General features: G+C 65.3%; 19 protein-coding genes. 9 read left to right on the plus strand and 10 right to left on the minus strand.

Annotated features, from left to right (window positions below; all coding sequences use genetic code 11):
- Positions 1-63: 63 nt before the first annotated feature.
- On the plus strand, positions 64-384 hold the full coding sequence (locus tag ACOABP_RS01960) for a hypothetical protein (RefSeq protein ID WP_474226745.1): 321 nt from the start codon (positions 64-66) through the stop codon (positions 382-384).
- A 73-nt stretch (positions 385-457) separates the two neighbouring features.
- Here the strand turns inward: ACOABP_RS01960 and ntrC are convergent, their stop codons facing one another.
- The 4 genes from ntrC to ACOABP_RS01980 all read right to left on the minus strand — a co-directional run bounded on the left by ntrC (position 458) and on the right by ACOABP_RS01980 (position 5,409).
- The gene (gene ntrC / locus ACOABP_RS01965) at positions 458-2,020 is read right to left on the minus strand and encodes a nitrogen regulation protein NR(I) (protein ID WP_474227887.1); all 1,563 of its coding nucleotides are present in this window, start codon (positions 2,018-2,020) and stop codon (positions 458-460) included.
- An 88-nt stretch (positions 2,021-2,108) separates the two neighbouring features.
- A complete protein-coding gene (gene glnL / locus ACOABP_RS01970) occupies positions 2,109-3,281 on the minus strand; it encodes a nitrogen regulation protein NR(II) (protein ID WP_474226746.1) in 1,173 nt (390 codons plus the stop codon).
- 5 nt (positions 3,282-3,286) lie between these two features.
- Positions 3,287-3,826, minus strand: a complete 540-nt coding sequence (locus tag ACOABP_RS01975; protein ID WP_474227888.1) for a DUF4124 domain-containing protein — start codon at positions 3,824-3,826, stop codon at positions 3,287-3,289.
- A 167-nt stretch (positions 3,827-3,993) separates the two neighbouring features.
- Positions 3,994-5,409: a 3-hydroxylaminophenol mutase gene (locus ACOABP_RS01980; RefSeq protein ID WP_066733717.1), complete on the minus strand. Its 1,416-nt coding sequence runs from the start codon at positions 5,407-5,409 to the stop codon at positions 3,994-3,996.
- A 531-nt stretch (positions 5,410-5,940) separates the two neighbouring features.
- Between ACOABP_RS01980 and ACOABP_RS01985 the strand changes: the two genes are divergently transcribed.
- Positions 5,941-6,405 (plus strand): rhodanese-like domain-containing protein, encoded by a 465-nt coding sequence (locus tag ACOABP_RS01985; RefSeq protein ID WP_474226747.1) that lies wholly within the window; start codon positions 5,941-5,943, stop codon positions 6,403-6,405.
- A 93-nt stretch (positions 6,406-6,498) separates the two neighbouring features.
- Here ACOABP_RS01985 and ACOABP_RS01990 read toward each other — a convergent pair whose 3' ends face one another.
- The 6 genes from ACOABP_RS01990 to hrpA all read right to left on the minus strand — a co-directional run bounded on the left by ACOABP_RS01990 (position 6,499) and on the right by hrpA (position 15,526).
- Complete coding sequence (locus ACOABP_RS01990; protein ID WP_474226748.1) at positions 6,499-7,299, minus strand: competence/damage-inducible protein A; 801 nt, start codon at positions 7,297-7,299, stop codon at positions 6,499-6,501.
- 36 nt (positions 7,300-7,335) lie between these two features.
- Positions 7,336-8,217, minus strand: a complete 882-nt coding sequence (locus ACOABP_RS01995; RefSeq protein WP_474226749.1) for an EI24 domain-containing protein — start codon at positions 8,215-8,217, stop codon at positions 7,336-7,338.
- A gap of 69 nt (positions 8,218-8,286) precedes the next feature.
- Entirely contained in the window at positions 8,287-9,282 is a 996-nt protein-coding gene (locus tag ACOABP_RS02000; protein ID WP_474226750.1) for a sterol desaturase family protein, read from the minus strand.
- Positions 9,282-10,139 (minus strand): polysaccharide deacetylase family protein, encoded by an 858-nt coding sequence (locus ACOABP_RS02005; protein ID WP_474226751.1) that lies wholly within the window; start codon positions 10,137-10,139, stop codon positions 9,282-9,284. The genes ACOABP_RS02000 and ACOABP_RS02005 overlap by 1 nt, the downstream gene beginning before the upstream one ends.
- Before the next feature lie 28 nt (positions 10,140-10,167).
- Positions 10,168-11,094, minus strand: coding sequence for a YVTN family beta-propeller repeat protein (locus tag ACOABP_RS02010; RefSeq protein ID WP_474227889.1), 927 nt, complete (start codon positions 11,092-11,094; stop codon positions 10,168-10,170).
- Between the two features lie 211 nt (positions 11,095-11,305).
- Positions 11,306-15,526 carry an ATP-dependent RNA helicase HrpA gene (gene hrpA / locus ACOABP_RS02015; protein ID WP_474226752.1) on the minus strand — a complete coding sequence of 1,407 codons (4,221 nt, stop codon included), beginning with the start codon at positions 15,524-15,526 and terminating at the stop codon, positions 11,306-11,308.
- Between the two features lie 104 nt (positions 15,527-15,630).
- Here hrpA and argA point away from each other — a divergent pair, with 104 nt between their 5' ends.
- The 7 genes from argA to narJ all read left to right on the plus strand — a co-directional run bounded on the left by argA (position 15,631) and on the right by narJ (position 26,490).
- Positions 15,631-17,010, plus strand: a complete 1,380-nt coding sequence (argA, locus tag ACOABP_RS02020) for an amino-acid N-acetyltransferase (RefSeq protein ID WP_474227890.1) — start codon at positions 15,631-15,633, stop codon at positions 17,008-17,010.
- Between the two features lie 122 nt (positions 17,011-17,132).
- The gene (locus ACOABP_RS02025; RefSeq protein ID WP_066733742.1) at positions 17,133-17,408 is read left to right on the plus strand and encodes an oxidative damage protection protein; all 276 of its coding nucleotides are present in this window, start codon (positions 17,133-17,135) and stop codon (positions 17,406-17,408) included.
- 295 nt (positions 17,409-17,703) lie between these two features.
- Complete coding sequence (locus ACOABP_RS02030) at positions 17,704-19,014, plus strand: MFS transporter (RefSeq protein WP_474226753.1); 1,311 nt, start codon at positions 17,704-17,706, stop codon at positions 19,012-19,014.
- 37 nt (positions 19,015-19,051) lie between these two features.
- On the plus strand, positions 19,052-20,437 hold the full coding sequence (locus ACOABP_RS02035) for a NarK family nitrate/nitrite MFS transporter (protein WP_474226754.1): 1,386 nt from the start codon (positions 19,052-19,054) through the stop codon (positions 20,435-20,437).
- Between the two features lie 40 nt (positions 20,438-20,477).
- Entirely contained in the window at positions 20,478-24,239 is a 3,762-nt protein-coding gene (locus ACOABP_RS02040) for a nitrate reductase subunit alpha (RefSeq protein ID WP_474226755.1), read from the plus strand.
- Positions 24,236-25,786 carry a nitrate reductase subunit beta gene (narH, locus tag ACOABP_RS02045; RefSeq protein ID WP_474226756.1) on the plus strand — a complete coding sequence of 517 codons (1,551 nt, stop codon included), beginning with the start codon at positions 24,236-24,238 and terminating at the stop codon, positions 25,784-25,786. The genes ACOABP_RS02040 and narH overlap by 4 nt, the downstream gene beginning before the upstream one ends.
- Before the next feature lie 17 nt (positions 25,787-25,803).
- A complete protein-coding gene (narJ, locus tag ACOABP_RS02050; protein ID WP_474226757.1) occupies positions 25,804-26,490 on the plus strand; it encodes a nitrate reductase molybdenum cofactor assembly chaperone in 687 nt (228 codons plus the stop codon).
- Positions 26,491-26,500 lie beyond the last annotated feature (10 nt).

Below are 26,500 nucleotides of genomic sequence, written 5' to 3' on the forward strand. Positions count from 1 at the left end.
CGTCGTGCTTCAATGAGACATGTACAGGGGCGCACGTGCGCCCCGCCCATTGTGGAGCCGACGGTGAAAGCAAGCTTCGCCGCAACCCTTGCCGCAGTCCTTGCCGTACTCGGCATCACGGCATGCGCCACCGATCCGCCCGCCGAGCCACCGCAGACGCTGGTGGGAGAGATCCAGATCCGGGGCAACGACCCATTTCCGACGATCATGCTGGAAACGGACGAGTTTGACTTCTGGGAACTACGCGGCATGACGATTCCCCAGGCCCGCAAGCTGGCCGGCAAGCGGGTATCGGCGCGAGGCAGGATCCTGCTGGCGCCCGGGCCCGACGTCTGGCTTCCCGCGTTCAGGGTGGACGAGGCGCCCGAACCCGTCAGCCCATAAACAGGCTCCGCATTGAAAAAGGGAGGCCCGACAGGGCCTCCCTTCACGCTTGCGCGGGGCTTGCAACCGGATCTCAGTCGAAACCAAGCTCCTGGAGCTTCCGCGTAATCGTATTCCGGCCAATTCCGAGTCGGGTAGCCGCTTCCACACGCCGCCCGCGCGTGACGCCGAGCGCGGCTTCCAGCACGGCCTTCTCGAAGCGGCGCGTCAATGCATCCATGACTTCCGGCTGCCCGGACTCCAGCATCGACTTTGCCTCGCCGGCCAGCAGGCTTTCCCAGCTTTGCGTGACAGCCGGTGCGGCATAGGCAGGCGCCATGGCCGGCGACGTCGCCACCATCGGCGGACGCGTGGCTACCAGCGTGTCGCCATCGCCGCCAGGCGCGCCCATGCTGTAGTCGGACGTCTCCAGCGCATCGTAGTCCCCTGCAGGCCGCATCTCGGCGGCCATCGGGCGCGACGCCGACAGGCTTTCGCCATGCCCGGAATCGATCATCTCGCGCGGCAGATCCTTGACCTCGATGGTCTGCGCCGGCGCCATCACAGTCAGCCAGTTACACAGGTTTTCGAGCTGGCGCACGTTACCCGGGAACGGCAGCGTGCTGACATAGGTCAACGCGTCGTCCGACATGCGCTTGGGCTCGACACCCAGCTCCTTGGCACTCTTCTGCAGGAAATGGCGCGCCAGCAGCGTGATGTCCTCGGGCCGCTCGCGCAGCGGCGGCAACCGCAGCCGGATCACGTTCAGCCGGTGGAACAAGTCCTCACGGAACAGCCCTTCCTTGACGCGGGTTTCCAGGTTCTGGTGGGTCGCGGCGATGACCCGCACGTTCGCGCGCAGCGGATTGTGGCCGCCCACGCGATAGAAATTGCCGTCCGACAGCACGCGCAGCAAGCGCGTCTGCAGATCGAATGGCATATCGCCGATTTCGTCGAGGAACAGCGTGCCGCCCTCGGCCTGCTCGAAGCGGCCGCGGCGCATGGTCTGCGCGCCCGTGAACGCACCGCGCTCATGGCCGAACAGCTCGGATTCCAGCAGGTCTTTCGGGATCGCCGCCGTGTTCAGCGCGATGAACGGGCCGTTGGCGCGCGGGCTGTGCTTGTGCAACGCACGCGCCACCAGTTCCTTGCCGGTACCAGACTCGCCGGTAATCATCACGGTCACATTCGACTGCGACAGGCGGCCAATGGCGCGGAATACGTCCTGCATGGCCGGCGCCTGGCCCAGGATCTCGGGCGCATCGACTAGCCGATCGTCCATTTCCTCCTCGCGCAGGCTTTCCTCCAGCGCGCGGCGGATCAGTTCGACAGCCTTGTCGACATCGAACGGCTTGGCCAGGTATTCGAAGGCGCCGCCCTGGAAGGCGGCCACGGCGCTGTCCAGGTCCGAGTACGCGGTCATCACGATGACCGGCAGCCCGGGGTGGCGTGCCTTGATCGCCTGCAACAGGTCCAGCCCCGACCCGCCAGGCATGCGGATATCGGAAATCAGGACTTGCGGCTCGTCCTCTTCCAACGCCGCGAGCACGTCGCGCACATTGGTAAAACTGCGGGAGAGCAGGCTTTCACGGGCAAGGGCCTTTTCCAGGACCCAGCGGATTGATTGATCGTCGTCGACTATCCAGATCGGCTTCATGTGCGTCGCTTGTCTGCTCGGTGTCATGTGGTCTCCCGTATGACCCGCTGGATCGCCGCGCCGGACACGTCGATGTTTGGATCGACGGTCAGTGCAGCGGCAGCAGGATACGGAAGTCGGTACAGCCCGGCCGGCTCTCGCATTCGATCAAGCCCTCGTGCTGCTGCACGAAGGTTTGAGCGAGTGTGAGACCGAGACCGCTACCGCCATCCCTCCCCGACACCAGCGGATAGAAGATGCGTTCGCGAATGTCCTCGGGGATGCCCGGGCCGTTGTCTATCACATGCAAGTCCAATGCCAGCTTGTACAAACGCTTGGCAATCGTGACCTGGCGGGCCACCCGGGTCCGCAAGACGATCTGCGCGTCGCCCCCGGCAATGCGCTCGTGCAGCGCCTGCGCCGCGTTGTGGACGATGTTCAGCACGGCCTGGATCAGCTGTTCCATGTCCCCGCGCAGTTCCGGCAGGCTGGCATCGTAGTCGCGCACGATATCGAGCCCGTTCGGGAATTCGGCCAGTACCACCGAGCGCACACGCTCCAGCACCTCGTGGATATTGAGTTCGGAGACGATGTGCGGGTGCCGGTGCGGCTCCAGCAGCCGGTCCACCAGCGTCTGCAGGCGGTCCGACTCCTTGATGATGACCTGTGTGTACTCGCGCAGCGCACGCTCGGGCAGTTCGAACTCCAGCAGCTGCGCCGCCCCGCGGATGCCGCCCAGCGGGTTCTTGATCTCGTGCGCCAGATTGCGGATCAGTTCCTTGTTGGCCGATGTCAGGTCGATCAGGCGCTCCTCGCGGTCGCTGCGCACCTTCTGCTCGTTGAGCAGGATCTCGACCAGCACCGTGCTCGAAAAGCCTTCGATGCCACCCACCACCACGTGGGCATGCAGCGGCTCCTGCAGCGGCGGGCGCAGCACCAGGTCCTGGCGGCGCACATCCACCTGCCGGGCCATGACCGACTCGATCATCGAGTCGAGCTCTTCCGACGCCCCGAACAGGTCGGGCAGCGTCAGTTCCACCATGGCCTTGCGCGACATGGCAAAGCTGGCCTCGGCGGCCGGGTTGGCGTAGGCCACCTGCAGCCCCGGCTGGCGCACCAGCAGCACCGGGTTGGCCACCACATCCAGGCCGGGATGAAATGCGACATCGCCCAATGGCAGGATATCGGCATCGCGCGCTTCCAGGGCTTCCGTATCGGCCACGTCCGGCTTGCGGTCGGCCCCGGTAACCTTGCGCGACACTCCGCGAATCAGGCGACGCATCGGTTTCAATCCTTCAGATTCGACAGTTCTCGCCGCAGCGATGCCACATTGGCTTCACTGCGAGCAACGTCATCGCGCAACCGCGCGGTGCGATCCAGATACTTTTGATAGTTGCGCTCGTTGCCCTGGCGCTCGGGCTCGCCGTTGTTGTACTCGGCGCGCAGCCCGGCCAGCTTGGATTCCTCGGACTGCAGTTCCTGTTCCAGCACCGCCCGGCGCTCGCCGTCGCGGGTCCGCTGGGTGGCGCTGTCCACGCGCGGGAAGGCCGCGGGCGAGGTGGCAGCCGGCTTGGCGGCCGAGGTCACGGCGCCGCTGCTGCGCCCGCCGGGCACCGTCACCACATCGGGCAGGTTGAGCTTCTTGCAGTCCTTGCCGCCGCCGCTGCCGTTGCGGTACTCGGGCACGCCGTTGGCGCCCTTGCACATGTACACATCCGACGACTGCGCTGCGGCGGGCGCTGCCCAGACGGCCAGCGCCACGGCGGCCATCGTCACCAGAATGGGGAAACCCACACGCATTTGGTGCGGCAGCCCGCCGCCAGCCATGCTGAAGACCTTGTTCGAAATGGCGTTCATGAACATCGACATGAAGGTTGGGAAAAGGAGCCCCATTCTAGCGAGCAACGTCGCCGCAAAACAAAAAGGGACAGCCGAAGCCGCCCCTTCCTGGTGCAAGTGTTGCCCGGTCACAACCTGGCAACCCACTTATCGCTTTACAGCGAGTAGTACATGTCGAACTCGATCGGGTGAGTCGTCATGCGGAAACGCGTGACTTCTTCCATCTTGAGTTCGATGTATGCATCGATCATCGAGTTCGAGAACACGCCGCCGCGGGTCAGGAACTCGCGGTCGTTGTCCAGGTACTCCAGCGACTGGTCGAGGCTCGAGCAGACGGTCGGGATCTTTGCGTCTTCTTCCGGCGGCAGGTCGTACAGGTTCTTGTCGGCAGCTTCGCCCGGGTGGATCTTGTTCATCACGCCGTCCAGACCGGCCATCAGCAGTGCCGAGAAGCCCAGGTACGGGTTCATCAGCGGATCCGGGAAACGCGTTTCGATACGGCGGCCCTTCGGGTTCGCAACGTACGGAATACGGATCGAGGCCGAACGGTTGCGGGCCGAGTAAGCCAGCTTCACCGGGGCTTCGAAGCCCGGCACCAGGCGCTTGTACGAGTTCGTGCCCGGGTTCGTGATGGCGTTCAGGGCGCGGGCGTGCTTGATGATGCCGCCGATGTAGTACAGCGCGAATTCCGACAGGCCGGCGTAGCCGTTGCCTGCGAACAGGTTCTGGCCGTCCTTCCACACGGACTGGTGAACGTGCATGCCCGAACCGTTGTCGCCCACGACCGGCTTCGGCATGAACGTGGCGGTCTTGCCATAGGTGTGCGCGACGTTCTGGATCACGTACTTCTGCAGCTGCGTCCAGTCGGCGCGTTGCACCAGCGTGCTGAAGCGCGTGCCGATTTCGTTCTGGCCCTGGCCAGCCACTTCGTGGTGGTGCACTTCAACCGGAATGCCCAGCGATTCCAGGATCAGGCACATTTCGGAACGCATGTCCTGGAACGTGTCGATCGGGGCAACCGGGAAGTAGCCGCCCTTCTTGCCCGGACGGTGGCCGCTGTTGCCGTGCTCGAATTCCTTGCCCGACGACCACGGTGCTTCTTCCGACTGGATCTTCACCGAGCAGCCCTGCATGTCGATGTTCCAGGTCACGCCGTCGAAGATGAAGAATTCGGGTTCCGGACCAAAGAAGGCGGTGTCGCCCAGGCCGGTGCTCTTCAGGTAGGCCTCGGCGCGCTTGGCGATCGAGCGCGGGTCGCGGTCATAGCCCTTGCCGTCCGACGGTTCGATCACGTCGCAGGTCAGGACCAGGGTCGGTTCTTCATAGAACGGGTCGATGTAGGCGGTACCCGAGTCCGGCATCAGCAGCATGTCCGAGGCTTCGATACCCTTCCAGCCCGCGATGGACGAACCGTCAAAGGCGTGGCCGCTTTCGAACTTGTCTTCATCGAAGTGCGACGTCGGAACCGAAACGTGCTGTTCCTTGCCCTTGGTATCCGTGAAGCGGAAATCGACGAACTTGACGTCGTTTTCCTTCACGAGCTTCATCACATCTGCAACGCTCTGCGCCATGCCTATCTCCTGGAAATTCGAGGCTGTGTCTGAGAAAGCCATTGTTGGTGCGACCTCCGGACCTGCCGATCTGGCCGCCCCAAAAGGGACGAAGGATGTTAGCAGAAAGCGTGCCAACGCCGGTCCCAAGCGGGGCGCCAATCGCACAGACTTCCCGAAAAACGTGCATCTGCCTGTCAGACCGCACCGCCACGGGGGATGCGGATTGCATGCAATCCCGGCTACCGGCCTGCACCCGCCTCGCTTTACCGATACGGTTCGTCAGGCCCGACACCCATGAAACACCATTCTGGTGCATGATTCAAGTTGCAGCACCGATTCAGTGCCGCATTCGGTGATTTGCACCAGTTCGGCACCAAAACAGCGCATCGGGATTGCCACCATTTTTCGGGCCGCTCGCAACGGCCGGGCGCTAGAATAGCGCCGATTCGGGCTGACTCCCAGCAAAGATTGGGCTTTGTTGCCATCTCACCGGCAAGACGTCCGATTGCGCCCGTTTTGACCGCTTTCTTATTGACTCCGTCACACAGAATGACTACCCGAGACACCCTCCTCCAGGCCGCCCACGCACGTCAGCAACAGGGCCAGCTCGCCTACTACGGCGCCCTCACCCCGCAGGAAGCCTACGCGCTGCTGCAGGCCGATCCGAAGGCCGTGCTGGTCGACGTGCGCACCCAGGCCGAGCTTGACTGGGTGGGCGGCGTAGCGCTGCCCGACGAACAGTTCGCGCATGTCGAATGGTCGACCTACCCGGGCGGCACCCAGAACCAGGATTTCGTGGCCGAGCTGAAGGCCCGTGTGCCGCAGGATGCACCGGTACTGTTCCTGTGCCGCAGCGCCGCCCGCTCCAAGCACGCGGCGCGCGTGGCGACCGAGGCCGGCTACACGCTGGCCATGGATGTGCTGGAAGGATTCGAGGGCGCGCGTGACGACGATCACCACCGCAAGACCGTGGAAGGCTGGTGCTTCCGCGGCCTGCCGTGGCACGGCGCCTGAGTCCGACTCCTCGGTTCGCCCCGCAAACAAAAAAAGCGCATCACAACCGTGATGCGCTTTTTTTTTCGCCTTGCGGCGCCCGGCCGCCCGGCCCTACTGTTCGACGATCTCGAACCCCATCGCCCGCACGCCCTCGATCAGCATCGCATAGGCCGGCGCCACCAGGTCGGCCGATCCCTTCACGCCCAGGTCGATATGGCGGCGCGCCAGGCGGTCGCCACGGGTGACGTCGCCCACCGACGGCAGGCTGAACACGCGGATGCCCGGGAACGTGGCCTCCACCTGCTCCATCAGCGGCGTCAGCGTCGACTCCGGCGCCTCGAACACGTAGAACGCGCGCGACTGCTCGGCATCGAGGTGGAACAGGTGCGTGTAGTAGTGGTCGAGCACCCACTCCATCATCGGCCACGCCATTACCGGGAAGCCGGGCATGAAGTGGTGGTCGGCCACCGAGAAGCCCGGAATGCGGTTGTAGCTGTTCGGGATGATGCGCGCGCCCACCGGGAACTCGCCCATCTTGAACCGGTGCTGGTTCTCGGGCGTATTCAGGTCGGCCTTGACCGGGTCGCCATTGGCCGTCTCGGCGATGCGCAGCGCGATCTGTTCGCGTGCGTCCGGATGCAGCGCCAGATCCACGCCCAGCGCCGCCGCCGCGCACTGACGCGTGTGGTCGTCCGGCGTGGCGCCGATGCCACCGGTGCAGAACACGACATCCGGCCCGGCGAACGTACGCCGCAACGTGTCGGTAATGCGACCGCGTTCGTCGCCCACGTACTCGGCCCAGTCCAGCGCCAGGCCGCGCTCGCCCAGCAGCTCGATGGCGCGGCGCATGTGCTTGTCCTCGCGCCGTCCGGAAAGGATCTCGTCGCCGATGACAATCAAACCGAAACCCATGATGCCCCTCTTGGTTGAAGACTCAGGATGGAAGACTTACGACTGGCCGATCTGGCGCACGTCCGACGGCGCCAGGTCGATCACGTCGCCCGGCGGCGGTGACGCCGATGGCGGCGCGGCTGCGGCCCGTTCGGCACGCAGGTCCGCCAGCGCACGCAGGCAGAAGTGACCGAACCACAGCGCAGAGAAAATGAAGATCAGCACGTAAAGCCAGAGCGTGCCGGCCAGCACGACCGGAAACAGGAAGATGATGACAGCCGACCAAACCCACAGCAAGGTGGGCGCGGAGCCCAGCAGGCCCACCACCACGCCGATGGTCAGCAGCGGAATGCGATGGCGCTTCATCAGCGTCTTGCGCTCCTCGGCCGTGGCGTGCTCGGAAAGCGCGTCGTACGTCATCACGCGGTAGGTCAGCCAGCCCCACAGCACAGGCGGAATCAGCGCGAAGAACGGCGGAATCAGCCACAGCGGCAGCGTGACCAGCACCAGCAGCAGGAACACGACGGTATTGCCCAGCGCCTGGAACACGCTGCCGGCGATGCTGCCGCCGTGCGCCTTCTGCAGGTCTGGATAGGCGCGCTCCAGGTGCTTCACCACGGCTGGCACCGAGAACAGGCTGATGAAGATCAGCATCGAAGCGATGACCAGCGGAATCGCCAGCGTGAGCACAAACAGCGGCGCCACGACGCTGCGCAGCGACTGCAGGCCCGCCCAGTCGAGCACGGAGTAGATCCAGCTCGTGAACATCGAGCCTTCCAGCAGCGCGCGGGCGGTGCCCATGATCGGGTCCCAGCCCCACCAGATCAGGCCGCCCCACAGGGCCGTGGCCAGGACGAACGGGATGACGGTCAGCATCAGCATGCGCGGATGCAGCTGGCTGACCACGGCGCGCCCAAACGCGCGAAGGATATCGTTCATGCAGCGATCTGCGAAAAAGAGTGTTCAGGAAAGCCACCAGAGCCTAGCACAGCCCAGGGGGCGTTCCCATCACCCCAGACGCAAAAGCCGCTTGATGCCCAGCCATTGCTGGGACAGGAAGCCGCCACCATAGTTGCGCCCGCGCCCCGTGGGCGGCGGCAGCTGGTCGCGAATACCAGTGGGATAGTAGACGTCGGTGAAGACGGCCGTGCGGAACAGCATGTCCCACCACGGGAAGATCACGCCGTAGTTGCAGCCACCCAGCCGCACCGGCTTGCCATCGCTGCCGGCGCGCTCGTGCCCCAGCCCCACCGCGTGGTGGGTGCGATGAAAGCGCGGCGAGATCAGCAGCCGCTCGCCCAGCCAGCCGAAGTGCAGCTTCAGGTTGGCGTGCTGGAGGCTCTGCAGCAATTGCGACAGCGCCACCAGCAGCACGTACTGCGACGGCTCCACGCCCACGGCCAGCGCGGCAGTGGCGAAGACGGCATCGCGCAGGATATCGTCCAGCAGGTGGTTACGGTTGTCGCTCCACAGCGTCATCTGCTGCTGGCTGTGATGCACCGCGTGCAGGCTCCACCACCAGCGGTAGGTGTGCGACAGCCGGTGGTACCAGTAGTCGAGCAGGTCGAACAGCAGCAGGTAGACGAAGAAGCTGACCAGCGGCACCGACGTCACGCCCGGCCACCAGTCTTCGACGTTGATGCGCTGCCAGCCCAGCAGGCGCAGATGGCCTTCCAGCCCGTCCATCAGCGGCGCCAGCAGGAAGAACATGGCGAGCCGGAACACACCCAGCCGGTGGAACACCGTATAGAACATGTCGGTCCGGATGGCGCGGCGGTCGGTCACCGGTTCCACCGGGCGCAGCTTTTCGAGCGGGCCCAGGATCAGCACCATCACGGCGATCTGCACCACGCCCACCAGCAGCCATTCGGTGCCGGTAAAGGCGTCCTCCGCATAGCCGCCAAAACCGAGGTTGTAAACCACGGGCAGGATCACGTCCTGGAAGACCGTGGCCTCGATCTGGCCGACCCAGAGATTGAGCCAGTTAGTAAAGGCGTCCCACATTACCGTTTCGACCCGGAAATTGGTTGCGCACCGACTGCCATCGCGCCGTGTTGCGCGATCCAGTTCTTGTATAGCGGATGTTCACGCAAGGTGGCAAAGCAAAATCCCTTCTGCTCCAGCCCCGTCAGCAGCGGATCGAGGACGGCAGGCGCCCACGGGTCCTTGCGCGACCAGATGCCCAGGTGGGCCATCGTGATATCGCCATCGCGCAGGTCACGCAGCGCCTTGTCCAACAGCGCCTGGTTCGGGAATTTCTCCGACGACAGTTCGTCGCCCAGGAACCCGGCCGGTGCCCAGCCCACATGCCTGAATCCGCACTGCTCGGCCCAGGCCAGCGTCTGCGGCGCGGTGCGGCCGCCCGGGGCGCGCCACAGCGGCACCATCGGCTGGCCCGTCATCGACTGGAATGCCTGGGCGCTGCGGCGCAGTTCGGTGCAGAACGACGCTTCGTCCATCACCACGTCATGACCGCCCTGCGCGCCGAACTGCGGACGCATGGTGACCTTGCCGCCCTTCACGCTGCGCAGGTACACATGGTCGTACGTATGGGTGCCAAACGCGTGGCCGTCGGCGGCCAGCGATTTCCAGTACGGCGCCCACGTCGGGTCCAGCGAATTGTCCTTGTTGACGGTCGGTTCGCTCGCCAGGAAGAACGTGGCGCGGATATGGTGCCGGCGCAGCGTGCGGGCAATCAGCTCCGCCTGGCTCATGCTGCCGGTATCGAAGGTCAGGTACAGCGTACCGGCGCGGCAGGCGCCAGCCTCCTGGCCCGTGCCGGCCGCCAGCGTCACGCCGGCCGTCGACCCCAGCACCGACGCCGCCGCCAGCGCGGCAATGCGCGAAATTATCCGGCGCATGTTGTCCTCAGCCTTGTCGTAACCCGTATCAATACAGCGGCGCACGCGTCTTGAAGTAGATGCCGTGCGGCGACTTGCCCACGCGGATCGTCTTCACCATCTTGCGGCTCGCCACATCGATCAGCCCCACCGAGCGCGCCCAGCGGAACGTCACCCACAGCGTCTTGCCGTCGGCGGTCAGTTCCATGTCGTCGGGGCCGGGCAGCAGGCCCGTGATATCGCCCACCTTGGACAGCGTCTGCTGATCGATGATGCTGATCGATCCCTGCACGCGGTTGGTCAGGAACAGGTGGCGCTTGTCGCCCACGGCGCGGAAGTTGTGCGCGCCCTTGCCGGTCTGGATCTGCTTGACCACGGTGCGCGTGCGCCAGTCGATCACCGCCACGTAGTCGGCACCGGTCATGCCCACCAGCAGGTACTTCTGGTCAGGCGTGACCCAGACACCGGCCGGCGCCGAGCCCGCTTCCATCACCCACATCACGGTGAGCGTGGTCAGGTCGATGGCGGCGATCTGGTTGGAATCCTGCAGCGTGATGAATGCGATCTTGCTGTCGGCGGTAAAGGCGATATGGCTGGGCGTCTTCGCCAGCGGGAACTGCTTGGCGATCTTGAGCTGATGGCCGTCCCAGCGGTAGACATCCACGCGATCGAGCCGGTTGCCGGTAGCAATGAACCACTTCTGGTCGGGCGAGAACCCCACCTGGTACGGATCGTCGATCCCCGGCACGCGCTGCTGCACCTTGCCGGTCACCGGGTCCAGGAAGACCAGGTCGTTGCCCACCGCGTTGGCAACGATCAGCGATTTCTCGTCGGGCGTGGCAATCAGGTGGTGCGGCTCCTTGCCGATCGGGAACGTCTCCAGAACCTTCTGGGTGTCCTTGTCGATCAGCGTGACGCTGGCATCACCAGAGTTCAGGATCGTCACCACTTCCGCGCGCACGGGCGCGGAGACCATTGCCAAGGCCAGGGCGCCGACCGATACCACCCCAGCCACAACACGACGCAATGCAAGCATAAGACCGCCATTTCTACACGAATCGCGCATTCTAACGTTTCGTCTGACGGTTGCGATGACGAGCAGACCGGATTCTTAAGCGTAACTTACATTTGGATACATGTGAGCGGCGCTTTCCATCGCCGCCGCCCACATTGCAGCGCTTTTTTGGTCAGCGCTGGATCGATTCCCAGACCTTCTGCAGCCGCTTGACCGACATCGGCTGGGGCGTGCGCAGTTCCTGGGCAAACAGCGCCACGCGCAGTTCTTCCAGCATCCAGCGGAATTCGTCCAGCCGCGCGTCGGCCGCCCCCCGGCCCTGGGTCCGCAGCTGCTTCTCGGCGCGCTGCCACTGCTGCACCAGGGGCGACATTTCCTGGATGCGCTGGCTGTCGCGGCCCGGATCGCCCTTGAGCTTGTCCACCCGCATCACCATGCCCTTCAGATAGCGCGGATAGTGGACCAGCTGCGTATATGGCGTATCGATCACAAACGACTTGTTCATCAGCCGGCCCAACTGCGCCTCCAGATCCTGGTAGGCCGAGCCGAACGCCTTGGCCTGCAGTAGCTTGCGCGGCAGCGATGCGAATTCGGCCAGGATGGTGCCGACCAGCCGCGCAATTTCCTGCGCCAGCAGCGACAGCCGCGCCCGGCCTTCTTCCTTGCGCGTATTGAACTCGGCGTCGTTGCGCGGCAGGGGCGCCTGCAGGCAGGCCCGCTCCAGCGCCATCAGCACGATCTGGTTGCGCAGTTCTTCCTGCGTGCCCAGCGTCATGTACTGCATCGCCATCTGCTGCAGGTTCGGAATGTTCTTCTCGATGAACTTGACCTGTTCGCGCAGCTGCAGCGCAAACAGCCGGCGCAGGCCCGCATGGTGGACCCGCGCCGCTTCCTGCGGATCGTCGAACACTTCCACGTCGCAGTGGTCGCCACGGTCCACCAGCGCCGGGTAGCCAAACAGCGTCTGGTTACCCTTGCGGATTTCCAGCAGTTCGGGCAATTCGCCAAACGACCACGACGTCAGGTTCTCGTACTGCCCGGCCTCGGCGGCCGGCACATCGCGCGCTGCAATGTTCTGGAACGACTGCTGCGCCTGCCCGCCCAGTTCCGCGCGCAACTGGGCCAGGTTGCGGCCCATATCCAGCTGGCGACCGTGCTCGTCGATCACCTTGAAGTTCATCGTGTGGTGCGCCGGCAGCGTTTCCAGCTTGAAATCGGCGCGCCGGATCATCGTGCCGGTCTGCTCGCGCACATCGGCAATCAGTACGTCGAGCAGGTCGCCTTCGCCAAATGGCTGGCGGTCGACAAAACCGGCCGCGTAGTCGGGCAGCGGCACGCAATGGCGACGCAGCTTCTGCGGCAGCGACTTCAGCAGCAGGTGCACCTTTTCCTTGATCATGCCCGGCACCAGCCAATCGGCGCGCTCGGGCCTGACCTGGTTCAGCGCGTACAACGGCACGGTCAGCGTCACGCCGTCGCGGTGGCTGCCGGGCTCGAAGTGGTACGACAAACCCATGTCGACGCCGGCAACCGGCAGGATCTTCGGGAACAGGTCGGTCGTGATGCCGGCCGCCTCGTGCCGCATCAGTTCGTCGCGGTTCAGGTACAGCAGCTTGCGGTCCCTGGCAGATTCGGCCTGGTACCACTTCTCGAATGCCACCTGGTTGTGAATGTCCGATGGGATGGCCTTGTCGTAGAACGCGTAGATCAGCACATCGTCCACCAGCACGTCCTGCCGGCGCGACTTGTGCTCCAGGTTCTCGATCTCGCGCACCAGCCGCTGGTTGTGGGCGAAGAACGGCAGCCGGGTATCGAACTCGCCTTCCACCAGCGCGCTGCGGATAAACAGCTCGCGCGCCTCGACCGGGTTCATCGGGCCAAAATCCACGCGGCGGTGCTGGTAGACCGGCAGGCCGTACAGCGTGCCGCGCTCCAGCGCCAGCACCTGGCCGGCCTTCTTCTCCCAGTGCGGCTCGCTCCAGCTCACCTTGAGCAGGTGGCGGCCCACCTGCTCCACCCATTCGGGCTCCACGCGGGCCAGCGTGCGCGCGTACAGGCGGCTGGTTTCCACCAGTTCGGCGGCAATGATCCAGCGGCCCACCTTGCGCGCGATCAGCGATCCCGGCCACAGGTGGAACTTGATGCCGCGCGCGCCCAGGTATTCGCGCCCCTTGCCGTCGGCCTCGTCGAGCTTCAGGCCCACGTTGCCCAGCAGGCCCGTCAGCAGCGCCTTGTGCAGCTGTTCGAAGGTCGGCTCGGACTCGTTCAGGCGCCAGCCCTGCTCGCTGACCGTGGTGTGCAGCTGCGAATGCACATCGCGCCATTCGCGCAGGCGCACATGCGACAGGAAATTGCTGCGGCACTGGTCCTGCAGCTGGCGGTTGGTCTTCTTGTGCGCAACGGCTTCCTCGAACCACTTCCACAGCTTGACCCAGCCAAGAAACTCGGACTTCTCGTCCATGAACTTGCGATGGGCCTGGTCGGCGGCTTCCTGGGCTTCCTGCGGACGCTCGCGCGGGTCCTGCACCGACAGCGCACTGGCGATGATCAGCACTTCCTTCAGGCAGTGGTGGTCGCGGGCGGCCAGGATCATCCGGGCCACGCGTGGATCCAATGGCAGTTTCGCCAGTTGGCGGCCGGTGCCGGTCAGTTGGTTGCCCTCGTCGAGCGCGCCCAGTTCCTGCAGCAGCTGGTAGCCATCGGCCACCGCCCGGCCCAGCGGGGGCTCGATAAACGGGAAGGCTTCGATATCGGTCAGGCGCAGCGCCTTCATGCGCAGGATGACCGCCGCCAGCGACGAGCGCAGGATTTCCGGATCGGTAAAGCGTGGCCGGCCCTGGAAATCGCTTTCCTCGTACAGCCGGATACACACGCCATCGGCCACCCGGCCGCAACGGCCGGCACGCTGGTTGGCAGCCGCCTGCGAGATCGACTCGATCTGCAACTGTTCCACCTTGTTGCGATACGAATAGCGCTTCACGCGCGCCAGGCCGGTATCCACCACGTAGCGGATACCAGGCACCGTCAGCGACGTTTCGGCCACGTTGGTCGCCAGCACGATGCGGCGGGCATTGGACGGCCGGAACACGCGCTCCTGTTCCTGCACGGACAGCCGCGCGAACAGCGGCAGGATCTCGGTGTGCGGCGGATGATGCTTGCGCAGCGCCTCGGCGGCCTCGCGGATCTCGCGCTCGCCGGGCAGGAAGACGAGTACATCGCCCTGGCCCAGCCGGCACAGTTCGTCGACGGCATCGACGATGCCGTCGTACAGGTCCCGCTCCTTCGCCTTTTCCGAGCGCGGCGCGGGCACCTGCCCCGGTGCCGGCTTGTCTTCCTGGATCGGCCGGTAGCGCACTTCCACCGGATACAACCGGCCGCTGACCTCGATCACGGGCGCCGGCTTGCCATCGCGCGCGAAATGCTCGGCAAAGCGCTTCGCATCGATGGTGGCCGACGTGATGATCACCTTCAGGTCCGGCCGCTTCGGCAGGATCTGGCGCAGGTAGCCGATCAGGAAGTCGATGTTGAGGCTACGCTCGTGCGCCTCGTCGATGATGATCGTGTCGTACGCGCGCAGCAGCGGGTCGTTCTGCGTCTCGGCCAGCAGGATACCGTCGGTCATCAGCTTGACCGACGCGCCGGCCGACATGGCGTCGTTGAACCGCACCTGGTAGCCCACGTGCTCGCCCACCGGCGTGCCCAGTTCCTGCGCAATGCGCTTGGCCGTGGACGTGGCGGCAATCCGGCGCGGCTGCGTATGGCCGATCAGGCCGCCGCCGGGCTTGCCCTCGCGCGCCGGGCCGCGCCCGATAGACAGGGCGATCTTGGGCAGCTGCGTGGTCTTGCCCGAGCCGGTTTCGCCGGAGACGATCACCACCTGGTTGGCCAGCAGCGCCTGCGCGATCTCGTCGCGGCGCGCCGATACCGGCAGGGCCTCGGGGAACGTGATCTCGGGCAGCGGATTGGCAAGCCGAACCGGCTGGGGCGGGCGCGGAGGCCGCTGGGAGCCTTCCGGCCGGGCCGGACGCTGGCTGCCTTCCGGCCGCGCCTGGCGCTGCCCGCCTTCGGGGCGCGGCGAACGGGGCTGGCCCTCCGGGCGCGGGGGCCGCTGGCCGCCTGCCTGCTGCGGGCCGGGCTGGCCGCCCTCGGGGCGCGGCAGACGCGGGGTACCTTCCTGGCGCGGCGGTCGGGGCTGACGCGGCTGGGGAGGCGATTGCGGCGGCTTTTGCCCCTGCGATGCCTTTTGCAACGGTTGTTGCGCCGGCTTTGGCGCCGGTTTTTGCGGCCGAACGCCACCGCCCGCATCGCGTGGAGCGGGGTTCTGGCTGGCCTTGGAGGAGGTAGCCTCGGCGGGGTTGGCCGTGGCGGGCTTGGCGGGGCGTTGTGCTGACATTGGCCGGGATTATAATCCGCCGCATGAACGCCAGAACCGACTCCCCGCAGCAGGACCCCGATCCTGCCGCCTCGCCCTCGCCCCTCGATCCGTCCACCGTCCCGATGACCACTGCCGAGCCCGCCACGCCCATTCCGTCGGCCACGGCCGGCGCCGATCTGGCCGAGGCCAGCGGCCCCGACCAGCAGCAGTTCGTCGACTGGCTGCGCGCGGTTGCCCCGTACATCCACACGTTCCGCGGCAAGACCTTCGTGATCGCCTTCAGCGGCGAACTGGTCAAGGCCGGCGTGCTCAACGCGCTGGTCAACGACGTGGCGCTGCTGCACGCCATGGGCATGCAGCTGGTGCTGGTATTTGGTTCGCGCCCGCAGGTGGAAGAGCAGCTGGGGCTGCGCAACGTGCAGTCGCAGTTTGCCGATGGCGTACGGATCACAGACAACGCCGCGCTCGAATGCGCCAAGGAAGCGGCCGGCGAACTGCGCCTGGACATCGAGGCGGCCTTCAGCCAGGGCCTGCCCAATACCCCGATGGCCGGCGCCCAGCTTTCGGTGGTGTCGGGCAACTTCATCACGGCGCGGCCCGTGGGTATCGTCAACGGCGTGGACTACCAGCACACGGGGCTGGTGCGCAAGATCGACGACGAATCGATGCGCATGTCGCTGTCGCACGGCAAGGTCGTGCTGCTGTCGCCACTGGGCTTCTCGCCCACCGGCCAGGCGTTCAACCTGTCGATGGAAGACGTGGCCAGTGCCACGGCCGGCGCGCTCAAGGCCGACAAGCTGATCTTCATCACCGAGGTGCCGGGCGTGCCCGACCCCGTGGGCAAGCTGATGAAGGAAATGTCGCTGCGCACCGCCGTGGAGCGGCTGCAGAACAACCACCTGCCGCCCGACGTGGCCTATTACCTGGAACACCTGGTCAAGGCGCTCAGGGGCGGCGTACCGCGCGCCCACCTGATCCCGTTCGACATGGACGGCTCGGTGCTGCTGGAACTGTTCCTGCACGACGGCGTGGGCACCATGGTGTCCGATACCGACCTGGAAAGCCTGCGCGAGGCCACGCTCGACGACGTGGGCGGCATCCTGCAGCTGATCGCGCCGCTGGAGGCCGACGGCACGCTCGTGCCGCGCGGACGCCACCTGATCGAGCGCGATATCGACAAGTTCTCGGTGATCGAGCACGACAACGTGCTGTTCGGCTGTGCCGCGCTGTACGCTTTCCCGCGCGAGAACATGGGCGAGATGGCCTGCCTGACCGTGTCGGCCGAGGCCCAGGGCACCGGCGACGGCGAGCGTCTGCTCAAGCGGATCGAACGCCGCGCCCGCACGCTGGGCCTGGACCGCCTGTTCGTGCTTACCACGCGCACCGAGCACTGGTTCCTGAAGCGCGGTTTCGTGCACGCCACCGTGGACGACCTGCCGGAAGACAAGCGCAAGCTGTACAACTGGCAGCGCAAGTCGATGGTGCTGATGAAGAAGCTGTAACCCCACAACACCCATAAACGTCCGCCGCAAAGACAACAGCCGCCGCAGGGGCATGGTCCACCGGCCCCGCCCCGCCGGCCCAGCTTGGCTACAATGGCGGCCACACGAAAAAGGAGTCCCTCATGGCCCGCATGGTCCATTGCGTCAAATTGAACAAGGAAGCCGAAGGCCTCGACTTCCCGCCGCTGCCGGGCGACCTCGGCAAGAAGATCTGGCAAAGCGTGTCGAAGGAAGCCTGGGCTGGCTGGCTCAAGCACCAGACCATGCTGATCAACGAAAACCGCCTGAACATGGCCGACGTCCGCGCGCGCCAGTACCTGCTCAAGCAGACCGAGAAGTATTTCTTCGGCGAAGGTGCCGACCAGGCCGCCGGCTACGTGCCGCCGCCGTCGGCCTGATACCGTCGGAAAGCCAGGACAAGGCGGGTGCTTCGGCACCCGCTTTTGCTTTATGCATCCGATTTGACCCAAATCATGATCATGTCGCGGCGAGCCTATTTGCCGCCACACCGGCCATCCGTGCCATACCTGCTGTAACCGTTGCCCCGCGCGGCTTTCCGGCAGGCATATGCCGAAAGAACTAGTACGTACGGCATAGCTCTGCCCGCTCCCGGCTCTTCGGCCGGCGAATGTTCCGCGTAGACCCGCAGGCCTACTCTGGCATCACTCTCCAAAGTGACTCCGGAACCCGGCCATGGCCACCGCAACCCACTCCGCCCAAACCCCAGAATCCGTGCCGCCTGGCGCCTGGACCACACTCTGGTCCAGCACATTCGCGTTCACCATCTGCTTTGCCGTCTGGATGATGTTCGCGGTGCTCGGCATCCCGCTCAAGAACGAACTCGGTCTCAACGACACGGAATTCGGCCTGCTGGCCGCCACCCCCGTGCTCAGCGGATCGCTGATTCGCGTGCCGCTGGGCATCTGGACCGACCGCTACGGCGGCCGCATGGTGTTCTTCGTGCTGATGCTGCTGACGGTGATCCCGATCTGGCTGATTTCCTATGTCCATACGTTGTGGCAGCTGCTGGTGCTTGGCCTGTTCGTCGGGCTGGCCGGCGGGTCGTTCTCGGTGGGCACGCCGTACGTGGCACGCTGGTTCCCGCGTTCGCGCCAGGGGTTGGCGATGGGCATCTTCGGGGCCGGCAACTCGGGCGCAGCGCTGACCAAGTTCGTGGCTCCGGCGCTGATCCTGGCCGCCGGCACCTGGGAAATCGTGCCGAAGGTCTACTCGGTGGCGATGCTGGTCACGGCCATCGTCTTCTTCCTGTTCTCGCGCAGCAACCCGGCACACCGGTCGACGTCGGCAGCGAGCTTCCGCGCCCAGCTGGCCGTGATGCGCGACCCGCGCGTGTGGCGCTACTCGCAGTACTACTCGGTGGTGTTCGGCGGCTACGTGGGCCTGTCGCTGTGGATGACCAAGTACTACATCGGCGAGTACGGCTTCGACATCAAGACTGCCGCCTTCCTGGCCGCCTGCTTCTCGCTGCCCGGCGGCGTGCTGCGCGCCATTGGCGGCTGGATCTCGGACCGCTACGGCGCCCATCGCACCACGTGGTGGGTGATGTGGGTCAGCTGGGTGGGTTTCTTCCTGCTCAGCTACCCGAAGACCGACTTCGTGATCCACACCGTCTCCGGCCCGCAGAGCTTCCATATCGCCCTGACCCCCACCGTGTTCACGATCCTGATGTTCGTGGTGGGCATCGCCTTCGCCATCGGCAAGGCCTCGGTCTTCAAGTTCATCTCGAACGACTTCACCCACAACATCGGCGCGGTGTCCGGCGTGGTCGGCCTGGCTGGCGGCCTGGGCGGATTCATCCTGCCGATCCTGTTCGGCGCGCTGGCCGACCTGACCGGCATCCGCAGCAGCTGCTTCATGCTGATGTACGGCACGGTCTGCGTGAGCCTGGTCTGGATGCACTACAGCCATCGCGCGGAGCAACTGCGTGCGCGGCCGCGGCCGGAGGTGTCCGCCGCCCTGGACAAGTCCGCGCAGGCTGCCTGATCCGCGCTTTCCCACCGATTTCCTTCTCTCGCACATCATGACCAGTACCGTACTGACCCGCTGGGAGCCCGAGAACGCCACCTTCTGGCGCGACCGGGGCGAACGCATTGCCTACCGCAACCTCTGGATCTCGATCCCGGCCCTGATGCTGGCCTTCGTGGTCTGGATGCTCTGGAGCGTGGTGGCGGTCAATCTTGACCGCGCCGGCTTCCAGTTCACCAAGAACCAGCTGTTCTGGCTGACCGCGCTGCCGGCCTTGTCCGGCGCCACGCTGCGCATCTTCTATTCGTTCCTGGTGCCGGTGTTCGGCGGCCGCCGCTTCACGGCCATCTCCACCGCGCTGCTGCTGATTCCGGCGCTGGGCATGGGCTTTGCGCTGCGCGATCCGTCCACCAGCTACCCGACGCTGCTGGTGCTGGCCCTGCTGTGCGGCCTGGGCGGCGCCAACTTCAGTTCGTCGATGGCCAATATCAGCTTCTTCTTCCCGAAGGCGAAGAAGGGCCTGGCCACCGGCCTGAATGCCGGCATCGGCAACCTGGGCGTGTCCGTGGTGCAGTTCGTCACGCCGCTGGTGGTGTCGGTGGCCGTGTTCGGCGCACTCGGCGGCGAGCCGCAGAGCTATCAGGCAAATGGCGCCGCGCAGAGCCTGTGGCTGCAGAACGCGGGCTTTATCTGGGTGCCGTTCATCGTGGTGGCAGCGCTGGCTGCGTGGTTCGGCATGAACGACATCGCCGATGCCCGCGCATCGTTCGCGGAACAGGCCGTGATCTTCCAGCGCAAGCACAACTGGCTGATGTGCTGGCTCTATATCGGCACGTTCGGGTCGTTCATCGGCTTCTCGGCTGGCCTGGCGCTGCTGACCAAGTCGCAGTTCCCCGGCATCAACCCCACCGCCTATGCCTTCCTGGGCCCGCTGGTCGGCGCGCTGACGCGCCCCGTTGGCGGCTGGATCTCGGACAAGCTCGGCGGTGCGCGCGTCACGCTCTGGACCTTCGTCGGCATGATCGGCGCCGTCTGCGCCGTGCTGGCCGCCCTGCCCCATGACGGCCAGGCCGGCAGCTTCCAGGCATTCCTGATCGCGTTCATCGTGCTGTTCGCCCTGACCGGCGTGGGCAACGGCTCCACGTTCCGCATGATCCCGGTGATCTTCCTGACCGAGCGTCAACGCGACGCGGCCGGCAAGGGCGATGCCGCGCAGAAGCAGGCCCTGCAGGACGCCGGCAAGGAATCGGCCGCCGTGCTGGGCTTCTCGGGCGCGATCGGTGCCTATGGCGGTTTCTTTATTCCCAAGAGCTTCGGCACGTCGCTGGAACTGACCGGCTCGCCCGATGCCGCGCTCTACTGCTTCATCGCCTTCTATCTAAGTTGTGTACTCGTGACCTGGTGGTACTACGCACGCCGTAACGCCCCCATGCCCTGCTGAGGCGGGCATCACCCACAAAAGCAAGCGGAGAACATAAGAAATGTCTCATTTTCTGGATCGATTGAAGTTCCTGTCGCGCGTGAAGTCCACGTACGCGGACGGGCATGGTGCGGTGGTCAACGAAGACCGCAAGTGGGAAAACAGCTATCGCAGCCGCTGGCAGCACGACAAGATCGTGCGCTCGACGCACGGCGTGAACTGCACCGGCTCGTGCTCGTGGAAGGTGTATGTCAAGAATGGCCTGATCACCTGGGAAACCCAGCAGACCGACTACCCGCGCACGCGCCCCGACCTGCCCAACCACGAGCCGCGTGGCTGCCCGCGCGGCGCGTCGTACAGCTGGTACGTCTATTCGGCGCAGCGCGTGAAGTATCCAATGATCCGCGGCCGCCTGATGGAGATGTGGCGCGAGGCCCGCAAGACCATGGACCCGATCGCCGCCTGGGCGTCGATCAGCCAGGACCCCGAAAAGGCCGCGCGCTACAAGAGCGTGCGCGGCCAGGGCGGCTTTGTGCGCGCGGACTGGAATACCGCCACTGAAATCATCGCCGCGGCCAATGCCTTCACGGTCAAGGAATACGGCCCGGATCGGGTGATCGGATTTTCGCCAATTCCGGCCATGTCGATGGTCTCGTACGCGGCCGGCGCACGCTACCTGAGCCTGATCGGCGGCGCCTGCCTGTCGTTCTACGACTGGTACTGCGACCTGCCGCCGGCCAGCCCGCAAATCTGGGGCGAGCAGACCGACGTGCCCGAGTCGGCCGACTGGTACAACAGCACCTACCTGATGGTCTGGGGCTCGAACGTTCCACAGACCCGCACGCCCGACGCACACTTCTATACGGAAGTCCGCTACAAGGGCACCAAGACCGTGGCCGTGTCGTCGGATTTCGGCGAAATGGTCAAGTTCGGCGATATCTGGCTGGCGCCCAAGCAAGGCACCGATGCCGCGCTGGCGATGGCCATGGGCCACGTGGTGCTCAAGGAATTCCACACCACCGGCAAGTCATCGTATTTCCGCGATTACGTGAAGCAGTACACCGACATGCCGATGCTGGTGCTGCTGCGCGACCAGGACGGCACGCTGGTGCCCGACCACTTCCTGCGCGCGTCCCATCTGGACGGCAATCTTGACCAGGCCAACCATCCGGAATGGAAGACGCTGGTGATCGACCAGGCCACCGGCGAGATCGTGGCGCCGAACGGCTCCATCGGCTTCCGCTGGGGCGAGGCCGCCCATGACAACGGCGCCAGGGTGGGCCGCTGGAACCTGGAAATGAAGGACGGCGGCAGCGGCCGCGAGATCGACCCGCGCCTGTCGCTGATCGGCCATGAAGACGAAGTGGCCGAAGTGGGCTTCCCCTACTTCGGCGGCGAACACGATGCGCTGCTGCGCCGTCGCGTACCGGTGCGCCGGCTGACGCTGGCCGACGGCACCGTGGTGCGCGTGGCCACCGTCTACGACCTGCAGATGGCCAACTACGGCGTCGACCAGGGCCTGGGCGGCCCGAACGTTGCGGCATCGTTCGACGACGACGTGCCCTACACGCCGGCCTGGCAGGAAAAGCACACGTCGGTGCCGCGTCATCTGGTGATCCAGGTGGCGCGCGAGTTCGCCGACAACGCCGACCGCACCCACGGCAAGAGCATGGTGATCGTCGGCGCGGCGCTGAACCACTGGTACCACAACGACATGATCTACCGCGGCATCATCAACCTGCTGATGATGTGCGGCTGCGTGGGCCAGAGCGGCGGCGGCTGGGCCCACTACGTCGGCCAGGAAAAGCTGCGTCCGCAGTTCGGCTGGGCGCCGCTGGCCTTTGGCTCCGACTGGTCGCGCCCGCCGCGCCATATGAACGGCACGTCGTTCTTCTACAACCACACAAGCCAGTGGCGCCACGAGAAGCTTGGCGTCGACGAGATCCTGGCGCCCACGGCCGACCACAAGCGCTACGACAACATGTCGCTGCTGGACCTGAACGCCAAGTCCGAACGCATGGGATGGCTGCCGTCGGCACCGCAACTCGGCCGCAACCCGCTGGACGTGGTGGCCGATGCCCGCGCGGCCGGCAAGGACCCTGTTGCCCACACCGTGGAACAGCTGAAGTCCGGCGCGCTGCAGTTTGCCTGCGACGATCCGGACAACCCGGCCAACTTCCCGCGCAACATGTTCGTGTGGCGCTCGAATATCCTGGGCAGCTCGGGCAAGGGGCACGAATACTTCCTCAAGTACCTGCTCGGCACGCAAAACGCCGTGTTCGGCGACGAGAACGACGCCATCAAGCCAAGCGAGGTCAAGGTGCGCCCGGCCGCCGAGGGCAAGCTCGACCTGCTGACCGTGCTCGATTTCCGCATGAGTACCACCTGCCTGTACGGCGACATCGTGCTGCCCACCGCCACCTGGTACGAAAAGGACGACCTGAACACGTCGGACATGCATCCGTTCATCCACCCGCTGTCCGAAGCCGTGCAGCCGCTGTGGGAAAGCAAGACCGACTGGGAAATCTACAAGGCCATCGCGAAGAAGTTCACCGAGATTGCCGGCCCGTACCTGGGCACGCGGGAAGACCTGGTCTGCACCCCGCTGCTGCACGACACCCCGGGCGAACTGGGCCAGCCGTTCGAGCCGAAGGACTGGAAGCACGGCGAGTGCGACCTGATCCCGGGCAAGACGGCGCCGTCGATGACCGTGGTGGAACGCAACTACGCGGACATCTACAAGAAGTTCACGTCGATCGGGCCGCTGCTGGACAAGATGGGCAACGGCGGCAAGGGCATCAACTGGGACACGAAGCATGAAGTCCACGAGATCGGCCACCTGAGCAAGACCGTGACCGAGCCCGGCGTCAGCTACGGCCGCCCGCGGCTGGAGACCGCCATCGACGCGGCCGAGATGATCCTGACCTTCGCGCCCGAGACCAACGGCCATGTGGCCGTGAAGGCGTGGGACGCGCTGTCCAAGATCACCGGGCGCGACCATACGCACCTGGCCGTGGGCCGCGAGCACGACAAGATCCGCTTCCGCGACGTGCAGGCCCAGCCGCGCAAGATCATCTCCGCGCCCACATGGTCGGGCCTGGAATCGGAAGAAGTCAGCTACAACGCCGGCTACACCAACGTCCACGAACTGATTCCATGGCGCACGCTGACCGGCCGCCAGCAGTTCTACCAGGACCACCGCTGGATGCTGGACTTTGGCGAAGGCGCGTGCGTCTACAAGCCGGCCATCGACACCAAGACCGTGAGCCCGATGCTGGGCCGCAAGCCGAACGGCAATCCGGAACTGGTGCTGAACTGGATCACGCCGCACCAGAAGTGGGGCATCCACTCCACCTACTCGGACAACCTGCGCATGCTCACGCTGTCGCGCGGCGGCCCGCACGTCTGGATCTCGGAAGCCGAGGCCAAGGCCAACGGCATCCGCGACAACGACTGGGTGGAAGTGTTCAACGTCAACGGCACGCTGACGGCCCGGGTGGTGGTGTCGCAGCGCGTGCCGCAAGGCATGTGCCTGATGTATCACGCACAGGAAAAAATCGTCAATGTGCCAGGTGCGGAAACCAGCGGCATGCGCGGCGGCATCCACAACTCGGTCACGCGCGCCGTGACCAAGCCCACGCACATGATCGGCGGCTACGCGCAACTGGCGTATGGCTTCAACTACTACGGCACGGTTGGCAGCAATCGCGATGAATTCGTGATCCTTCGCAAGATGAACAAGGTGGACTGGCTGGAAGGTCCGCGCAAAGAAGAACCCACCCCCAAAAACAAGGCAGAAAAGACTGAAGGAGCATGGCAATGAAGATCCGCGCTCAAGTGGCCATGGTGCTCAACCTCGACAAGTGCATCGGCTGCCATACCTGCTCCGTGACCTGCAAGAACGTCTGGACCAGCCGCGAAGGTGTCGAGTACGCATGGTTCAACAACGTCGAGACCAAGCCCGGCATCGGTTTTCCGAAGGAATGGGAGAACCAGGACAAGTGGAATGGCGGCTGGAAGCGCAATGCCGACGGCAGCCTGACCCCGCGCCAGGGCGGCAAGGGCAAGATCCTGTCGAACATGTTCGCCAACCCGAACCTGCCACAGATCGACGAGTACTACGAGCCGTTCACGTACGACTACGAGCACCTGCAGAAGGCCCCGCTGGTGGAAACCCCGCCCACGGCACGCCCCGTCTCGGCCATCACCGGCAAGAAGATGGAGAAGATCGAATGGGGTCCGAACTGGGAAGACGACCTGGGCGGTGAATTCGATTCGCGCAGCCGCGACAAGCTGTTCGACGAGATCCAGAAGGACATGTACTCGACCTTCGAGAACACGTTCATGATGTACCTGCCGCGCCTGTGCGAGCACTGCCTGAACCCCACCTGCGTGGCATCGTGCCCGTCGGGGTCGGTCTACAAGCGCGAGGAAGACGGCATCGTGCTGGTGGACCAGGACAAGTGCCGCGGCTGGCGCATGTGCATCTCCGGCTGCCCCTACAAGAAGATCTACTTCAACTGGCAAAGCGGCAAGGCCGAGAAGTGCGTGTTCTGCTATCCGCGCATCGAAGCCGGCCAGCCAACGGTGTGCTCCGAAACCTGCGTGGGCCGCATCCGCTACCTGGGCGTGATGCTCTACGACGCCGACCGCATCGAACAGGCCGCCTCGGTGGCCGACGAGCGCGACCTGTACCAGTCGCAGCTGGACATCTTCCTGGACCCCAACGACCCGGCCGTGCAGGCCGAGGCGCTGCGCCAGGGCATTGCCCAGAGCTGGATCGATGCCGCACGCAAGTCGCCGGTCTACAAGATGGCCGTCGAATGGAAGGTGGCCTTCCCGCTGCACCCGGAATACCGCACGCTGCCGATGGTCTGGTACATCCCGCCGCTCTCCCCGATCCAGTCGGCCGCCGAGGCCGGGTTCATGGGCATGAACGGCGTGATCCCCGACGTCAAGAGCCTGCGCATCCCCGTGAAGTACCTGGCGAACCTGTTGACTGCCGGCGACGTCATCCCGGTGCTTGGCGCACTGGAAAGGATGCTGGCCATGCGCGCCTACAAGCGCGGGCAGACCGTGGATGGCATCGAGGACCTGGCCGTGCTGGAACAGGTGGGCCTGACGCCGGCCCAGGTCGAGGACATGTACCAGACCATGGCTATCGCCAACTACGAGGACCGCTTCGTCGTGCCGTCTTCGCACAAGGAAATGTCCGAGGACAGCTTTGACGAGAAAGGCAGTTGCGGCTTCAGCTTCGGCAACGGCTGCTCGGGTGGCACATCGGACGGCACGCTGTTCGGCCGCAAGAAGCCCCAGCCCGAAGTGGCCTATGCCGACCTGCCCCGCTCGCGCAAGGCGCTGGCAACCTGACCGAACCGGAGAACGCCATGACTATTCATCGAGTGCTGAGCGCCGTGCTCAGCTATCCGGACCAGGCGCTGGTCGACGGCCTGGCCGAGATCGACTGGGCGCTGGCCGAATGGCCGCAGGCCCGCGAGATACTCGCACCGCTGACCGACGTGCTGCGCCGCGAGCCGCTGATCCGGCTGCAGGAAAACTACGTCGCCACGTTCGACCGCAACCCGGCCCATTCGCTGCACCTGTTCGAGCATGTGCACGGCGAGAGCCGGGATCGCGGCCAGGCGATGGTGGACCTGCTGGAGGAATACCGGCGCGACGGCTTCGACCTGACCACCGGCGAGCTGCCTGACTATGTGCCGCTGTTCCTGGAGTATCTGGGCGCCCTGGTCATGGACGGCAAGGAAGCCCGTGCCGAGCAGTTGCTGGGCGACGCCATCCATGTGCTGGCCGCCATTGGCGACCGCCTGGCCCGCGGCGAGAGCCCCTACGCGGCCGCGTTCCTGACGCTGCGCACGCTGACGGACGTCCAGCCGCAGGCGCAGGAAGAACCGCCAGTGCGCGACATGGACGAAGCGCTGGAGACATTCGGCCCCGGCGCCGACGGCGTGGAGCCACTGCTGGCCCGCAAGCCCGACGTCGAGACGGTGCGCTTCTACAAGCGCGACCAGGCGGCCGCCGCGCGCGAAATGCCGTCCGCCATCAACCCCTGCTAACCGAGGGCCC

The sequence above is a fragment of the Cupriavidus sp. HE11 genome (assembly GCF_056097175.1).